General features: G+C 73.0%; 5 protein-coding genes and 1 pseudogene. 1 reads left to right on the top strand and 5 read right to left on the bottom strand.

Annotated features, from left to right (window positions below; translation table 11 throughout):
- Nucleotides 1-242: 242 nt before the first annotated feature.
- Nucleotides 243-632 (top strand): DUF6703 family protein, encoded by a 390-nt coding sequence (locus ACTOQ2_RS35730; RefSeq protein ID WP_440071771.1) that lies wholly within the window; start codon nt 243-245, stop codon nt 630-632.
- A 103-nt stretch (nt 633-735) separates the two neighbouring features.
- Here ACTOQ2_RS35730 and ACTOQ2_RS35735 read toward each other — a convergent pair whose 3' ends face one another.
- The 5 genes and pseudogenes from ACTOQ2_RS35735 to ACTOQ2_RS35755 all read right to left on the bottom strand — a co-directional run.
- Complete coding sequence (locus tag ACTOQ2_RS35735) at nt 736-2,280, bottom strand: aldehyde dehydrogenase family protein (RefSeq protein WP_440105235.1); 1,545 nt, start codon at nt 2,278-2,280, stop codon at nt 736-738.
- 29 nt (nt 2,281-2,309) lie between these two features.
- On the bottom strand, nt 2,310-4,040 hold the full coding sequence (gcl, locus tag ACTOQ2_RS35740; RefSeq protein ID WP_440105236.1) for a glyoxylate carboligase: 1,731 nt from the start codon (nt 4,038-4,040) through the stop codon (nt 2,310-2,312).
- The gene (locus ACTOQ2_RS35745; RefSeq protein ID WP_440071774.1) at nt 4,037-4,906 is read right to left on the bottom strand and encodes a 2-hydroxy-3-oxopropionate reductase; all 870 of its coding nucleotides are present in this window, start codon (nt 4,904-4,906) and stop codon (nt 4,037-4,039) included. Before ACTOQ2_RS35745 ends, gcl begins: the two co-directional genes overlap by 4 nt.
- Before the next feature lie 132 nt (nt 4,907-5,038).
- Nucleotides 5,039-5,824, bottom strand: a complete 786-nt coding sequence (locus tag ACTOQ2_RS35750) for a hydroxypyruvate isomerase family protein (RefSeq protein ID WP_440105237.1) — start codon at nt 5,822-5,824, stop codon at nt 5,039-5,041.
- Nucleotides 5,821-6,000, bottom strand: a pseudogene (locus tag ACTOQ2_RS35755) (hypothetical protein); the annotation flags it as partial. The gene ACTOQ2_RS35750 and the pseudogene ACTOQ2_RS35755, both read right to left, overlap by 4 nt.

The raw sequence follows: 6,000 nt of genomic DNA on the forward strand, positions 1-6,000 counted from the left end.
GCCCAGCATGACAGAGCCCGCTCCCGGTCCCCGCCGCGCCGTGCCCTGAGAGACCGTGTCCTCAGGGGCCGTGTCCTCAGGGGCCGTGTCCTCAGGGGCCGTGTCCTCAGGGGCCGTGTCCTCAGGGGCTTGGCGCTGCCGCGCCGCCCCGCCCGTTCCCGGGAACGGGCGGGGCGGCGGGCGGCGGATGGTCCCCGGCTCCGGGCATGTCGCGGCGGGCGCGGTGGCGTTAGGCTCGACCCGTGGCCGACAAGCGTCAGGAACGCCCCGCACACCCGCTGGCACAGCCCCGTCCCAGGCAGGGCAAGCGCCCGCTGCCCCCGGGCGAGCAGTTCTTCACGCCGGGGGCGACCGGGCTGCGGCGGAAGGTCGAGCTGCGCAGCGCGGCCCCGCTCGTCTTCCTGTTCCAGCTCCCCCGGTGGATCGCCCCGGTGGCGCTGGTGGTCCTCCTGCTGGCCGGATTCGCGGTGCCGTCCTTCTGGGGCGGCGTCGCCGTGCTTCCGGTGATCGGGTTCGTCGGCTGGCTCGCCTACATGTCGTGGCCGTCCCTGGGAAACGGGGGGCGTCTCCTGCGCGTCGCGCTGCTCACCTTCCTGATCCTGCTCGCCGCCGACCGTTTCGGCGCCTTCTGACACCTCCCTCGGCTCCCTGGCTTTCTCCGGCGCCTTCTGACACCACCTCGGCTCCCCCGGCTTTCTCCGGCGCTTTCCGACACCACCTCGGCTCCCCCGCCCTTCAGCGGGACGCGGGCAGGAGGGTGTAGCCGGGGAAGTTGCCCGGCAGGCGCTCGGTCTCCGGCCCCTGGGTGACGGCCCGGACGAGCAGCTCGCCACCAACGAAGGCGCCCCGCCAGGAGGCGCCGAGCCCGCCGAACAGCTCCTCCCGGTCGCCGCGCGAGCGGGGCGCGTTGATCCCCACCTTGAACGCCCGCACCTCCGGGGCCAGCCGCCTGACGGTCTCCTCGTCGTCGCAGGAGACCGTGGCGACCAGCGCGCCGTTGCTGGCGTTCATCGCGGCCAGCAACTCGGCCTCGGTGTCGACCAGCACGACGGTGTCGACCGGCCCGAAGGGCTCGGCGTGGAAGAGCGGGGACGAGCGCGGCGGGCCGAGGATGGCGACGGGCGCCAGGTAGCCCGAGGTGTCCTGGCCGGGCAGGAACAGCCCGTCGTCGAGGGAGCCCCGGTACAGGGGGACCCCGCCCTTGGCCACCGCCTCGTCCACCTGGTCGGCGAGCTCCTTGACCTTGGCGTTGGTGATCAGCGGGCCGAAGTCGAGGTCGGGCGGCGGGTCGTCGGGCCCCCGCACGGCCAGCGGGTGGCCGAAGCGCACCGACCGGACCGCCGGCAGGTAGGCGGCCAGGAAGTCGTGGAACAGCGAACGCTGCACCACGAAGCGCGGGTAGGCCGTGCAGCGCTGCTTGGCGTAGTCGAAGCTCTTGCGGATCTGCCCGGTCAGCAGCTCCCAGTTGCCGTACTCCCACACCCCCCAGCAGTTGAGCCCCTCCTGCTCCAGGACGTGCCGGTGGCCGAGGTCGGCGAGCGAGGTGGCCACCTGCCCGCCCGCGTCGCGCCCGCCGACGAAGGAGACGCAGCCCAGCTCCTTGTCGCGCACCAGCGCCGGGGAGAGCTCGGCGCCTCCCCCGCTGACGAGGGTGAACGGCAGCCCCTCCTGGGCGGCGAGCGCGGTCGCGAGGGTGAGGCAGGCGAGCCCGCCGTCGGTGGGCGCCTTGGCGATGACCGCGTTGCCCGCGAGGGCCTGCACGAGCATGGCGTGCATCAGCACGCTCATCGGGTAGTTCCAGCTGGCGATGTTGCTGACCGGGCCGGCCAGGGGGACGCGGCCGGCGACCATCCGGTCGATCTCGCCGACGTACCAGTGCACCCCCTCGATGCACCGGTCGACATCGGCCGCGGCGAGCTTCCACGGCTTGCCGATCTCCCAGACCAGCAGCAGGGTCAGCAGGTCGCGGTGGGCGGTCATCGCCTCCAGCGCCGCCGTGACGCGGGCCTTGCGCTCGGCGAGCGGCACGTGGCGCCAGAGGCGGTGCTCGTCGAGACCGGCCCGTACCGCGCGCAGGGCGGTGGCCCTGTCGAGGCGGGGCGGCCCGGCGATGGCGGTGCCGTCCACCGGTGAGGCGGCCGGCTCCGGGCGGCCGTCGCGCTGCCAGAAGCCGCCCCAGTGGTTGAGCACCCGGTCGTCGTGGAAGGCCTGGGGCGCCGCCGCCACGCACCGGTCGTAGGCGTCGGACCAGGCCGACCCCGGCTTGAGCATGAGTGACATGGGTGGTCTCCTCGGTTGGACCGGTCGATTCAGTCGGACCAGTCGATGGCCAGGGCGAGCTCCTGCTCGGGCAGCGGCTCGAACTCCTTGATCGCGTCGAGTGCGGGGCCCATGGCCGCGTTGGCCTCTCTCTCGACCATGACCTCGACCAGCACCGGGAGCTGCAGGCGGTCCGACTCCGCGCTCGCCCAGGCCAGCGCGTCTCCGATCTCGCCAGGCAGCTCGACGCGCCGGGCCGGGCAGCCGAACGCCTCCATGAGCTTCACGTGGTCGACACCGCCCTCGCCGTAGTGGAGGTCGACGGCGTAGTTCATGTCGTAGGGGATCTCGGCCTGGCGGATCAGCCCGAGATACTCGTTGTTGATCATCACGATGACGAACGGGATGCGGTACTGGGCGGCGACCGCGATCTCCTCCATCAGGAATTGGAAGGAGTAGTCGCCCGCCACGGCCACCACCTGCCGCTCCGGGTAGGCGCACTTGACGCCCATCGCGGCGGGCACCTCCCAGCCCAGCGGCCCGGCCTGCCCGCAGACGAGGTATCGGCGCGGGAGGTAGGTCTTCTGGAACTGTCCCGACCAGATCTGGTAGAGGCCGATCGCGGTGACGAACGTCGTGTCGGGCCCGTAGAAGTCGTTCAGCTCCCGGAAGACCCTCGGCGGCTTGATCGGCACGTCGTCGAAGTCGTCGCGCCGCAGCAGCGTGCTGCGCAGCTCGGTGACCCGCGCGGGCCACCGTCCGGGACGGCGGGCCTCGGTACGGCCGCGCGCCTCCTTCGCCAGGGCCGCCAGTGTGGGCCGGGCGTGGCCGACCACGCCCAGGTCGGGCTCGAAGACCTTGCCGATCTGGGTGGGCTCGATGTCGACGTGGATGAACGTGCGCCCCCGGCGGTAGGTGTCGAGGTCGCCGGTGTGCCGGTCGCCGAACCTGGCGCCCACCGCCAGCACCAGGTCGCTCTCCAGCAGCGCCGCGTTGCCCCAGCGCGTCTGGGTCTGGATGCCCGCCATGCCGGCGAACAGGGGGTGGTCCTCGGGGAAGGCCCCCTTGCCCATCAGCGTCACCTGGACGGGAACCTGCAGGTGCTCGGCGAGCGCGCGCAGCTCGGCGGCGGCGTCGGCGATGACCACCCCGCCGCCGGCCAGGATGAGGGGCCGCCGGGCGCCCATGAGCATGTCGATCGCCGCCCGGACCGCCGGGGCCGTGGGCTGCGGGACATCGATGGGGAGCGGGATGTCGATCTCCGCGTCGTACAGGCAGGTGCCGCGCTGCACATCGATCGGCAGGTCGATCAGGACGGGGCCCGGCCGCCCGGACCTGGCGATCCTGAAGGCCTCCCTGAACACCCACGGGGCCTGGGCCGGCTCCTTCAGCTGGACCGCCCACTTGGTGACGGGCTTGGCGATCTCCACGATGTCGACCGCCTGGAACGCCTCCTGGTGGAGCTTGTCGCGCGCCGCCTGCCCGGTGATGCAGATCATGGGGATGGAGTCGGCGAGGGCGGTGTAGAGGCCGGTGATCATGTTGGTGCCGGCCGGGCCCGAGGTGCCGATGCAGACGCCGACGTTGCCGGTGACCCGGGCCCAGCCGTCGGCGGCGTGCGTGCCGCCCTCCTCGTGGCGGACGGTGACGTTGCGTATGTCGCTGTGCTGGAGCGCCGCGTAGAGTGGGAGGATCGCCGCGCCCGGGATGCCGAAGACGGTGTCGACGCCTTCGGACTCCAGGACGGCCACCACGGCCTCCATGCAGGGGATCCGCTTCACTGGTTGATCCTTTCGATCACCTTGAGCAGGGCGGAGTGGTCGAGGGAGCCGTGCCCCTGGGCACGGGCCGCGGCGACGAGCTGGGCGACCAGCCCGGTGAGCGGGAGCGAGACGCCCGCCTCCCGCGCCGCGGCGATGGCGATGCCCATGTCCTTGTGGTGCAGGTCGATCCGGAACCCCGGCGCGAACTCGCGCCTGATCATGGAGTGCCGTTTGAGGTCGAGGATGCGGGAGCCCGCCAGCCCGCCGGCCAGGACGTCGAGCCCGCCCGCGGGGTCGACCCCCGAGGCTTCGAGCAGCATGATCGCCTCGGCGACCAGGCCGTAGATGCCCCCGACGACGAGCTGGTTGGCGGCCTTCACGGTCTGCCCCGCCCCGGCGGGACCCACGTGCACGATCGTCGTGCCGACGACCGCCAGGAGCGGGCGTACGGCCGCGAAGTCGGCGGCGGCGCCGCCGACCATGATCGAGAGGGTGCCGTCGACCGCGCCGCGCTCACCGCCGCTCACCGGGGCGTCCAGTGCCCTGATGCCCTTGACGGCCGCGGCCTGCGCGACCCTGCGGGAGGTCTCGGGCCGCACGGTGCTCATGTCGATGTGGATCAGACCCTGCCTGCCCTGCTGGAGCAGCCCGTCGTCGCCGAAGGTCACCTCCTCCACCTGGGGCGAGTCGGGCAGCATGGTGATCACGACCTCCGCCTGCGCGACGGCCTCCGCCACGCTGCCCGCGGACTTGCCGCCGGCCACGGCGAGGGCGTCCATCCGCTCGGCGCTCATGTCGTAGCCGACGACGGTGTGCCCGGCCCTGACCAGGTTCGCCGCCATCGGACTGCCCATGATCCCCAGGCCGATGAATCCGATGTTCATGAGCGGCTCACCGTTCCTCCCTCGCTCAGCGTTCATCGAATACCTCCAAGGTGGAGACCCTGGGCCTCGGCCCGGGGTAGGGGGCGCGGCCGGTCACCGCGCGCGATCCGGTGGTGCGGCCCGTGCGGGGGGTCAAGCGTCCCTCCAGCCGAAGCTCTCGGCGCTGGGGCCGGTGGGGCGGTACTCGAGCCCGATGTGGCCCCGGTATCCCGAGGTCTCCAGGCGCTCGAGGATCTGGTCGTACGGCATGGCGCCGGAGCCCGGCTGCCCCCGGCCGGGGGCGTCGGCGATCTGGACGTGGCCGAACCGGTGGACGCTCGTGTCGATGAGGGTGAGCACGTCCTCGCCCATCCGGTGCAGGTGGTAGAGGTCGGCGAGGAAGGCCACGTTGCCCGCGTCCACCTGGTCGATCACCTCGAAGGCCGTGGCCGAGGAGGTGATCGGGTAGTCGGGGCTCTCGTAGGAGTTGAGCGCCTCGACCACGACCGTGGCGCCGACCCCGGCCGCCGCCCTCGCCGCCAGGGACAGGTTGGACAGCGCCAGCTCGCGCTGGGCCTGCGGGGTCAGCCCCGCCACGCTGTTGCCGTAGAGGGCGTTGAGCACCCGGCAGCCGAGCGCTCCGGCCAGGCCCGCCGCGACCTCGACGTTGGCCTGGAACCTGGCCGAGCCGTCGGGCCGCGACAGCAGGCCCCGCTCCCCCGCCGCCATGTCCCCGGCGTCGAAGTTGAGGCCGACCAGGCGCACCCCGGCCTCCTCGATCGCCCGCCGCAGGGCGTCGATCTCGCGGTCGGCCGGGCAGGGGACGGCGAAGGGCCACCAGAGCTCGACCGCGTCGAAGCCCGCCTTGGCCGCCGCGGCGGGGCGCTCCAGCAGCGGCAGCTCGGTGAAGAGGATGGAGAGGTTGACGTCGAACTTCACGGCGCCTCCCCCGCTCCCAGGGAGACCTTCACGGGCGGCCCGGGAGGCACGGGCGGCACCGCCGGCACGGGCGGCGTGCCCAGCGCGGCCAGCGCCGACCGCATCAGGCGGGCGGTCTCGCTCGGGGTCCTGCCGACGCGGACGCCGACCTTCTCCAGGGCGTCCTTCTTGGCCTG

Origin of the sequence: Streptosporangium sp. H16 (genome assembly GCF_051918855.1) — a bacterium.
In the GTDB taxonomy this organism is placed as follows: Bacteria; Actinomycetota; Actinomycetes; order Streptosporangiales; family Streptosporangiaceae; genus Streptosporangium.

What these genes read in the sequence shown, in the direction of transcription:
- ACTOQ2_RS35735 (WP_440105235.1), bottom strand. Translation starts at nt 2,280, where the DNA reads ATGTCACTCATGCTCAAGCCGGGGTCGGCCTGGTCCGACGCCTACGAC.
- ACTOQ2_RS35745 (WP_440071774.1), bottom strand. Translation starts at nt 4,906, where the DNA reads ATGAACATCGGATTCATCGGCCTGGGGATCATGGGCAGTCCGATGGCG.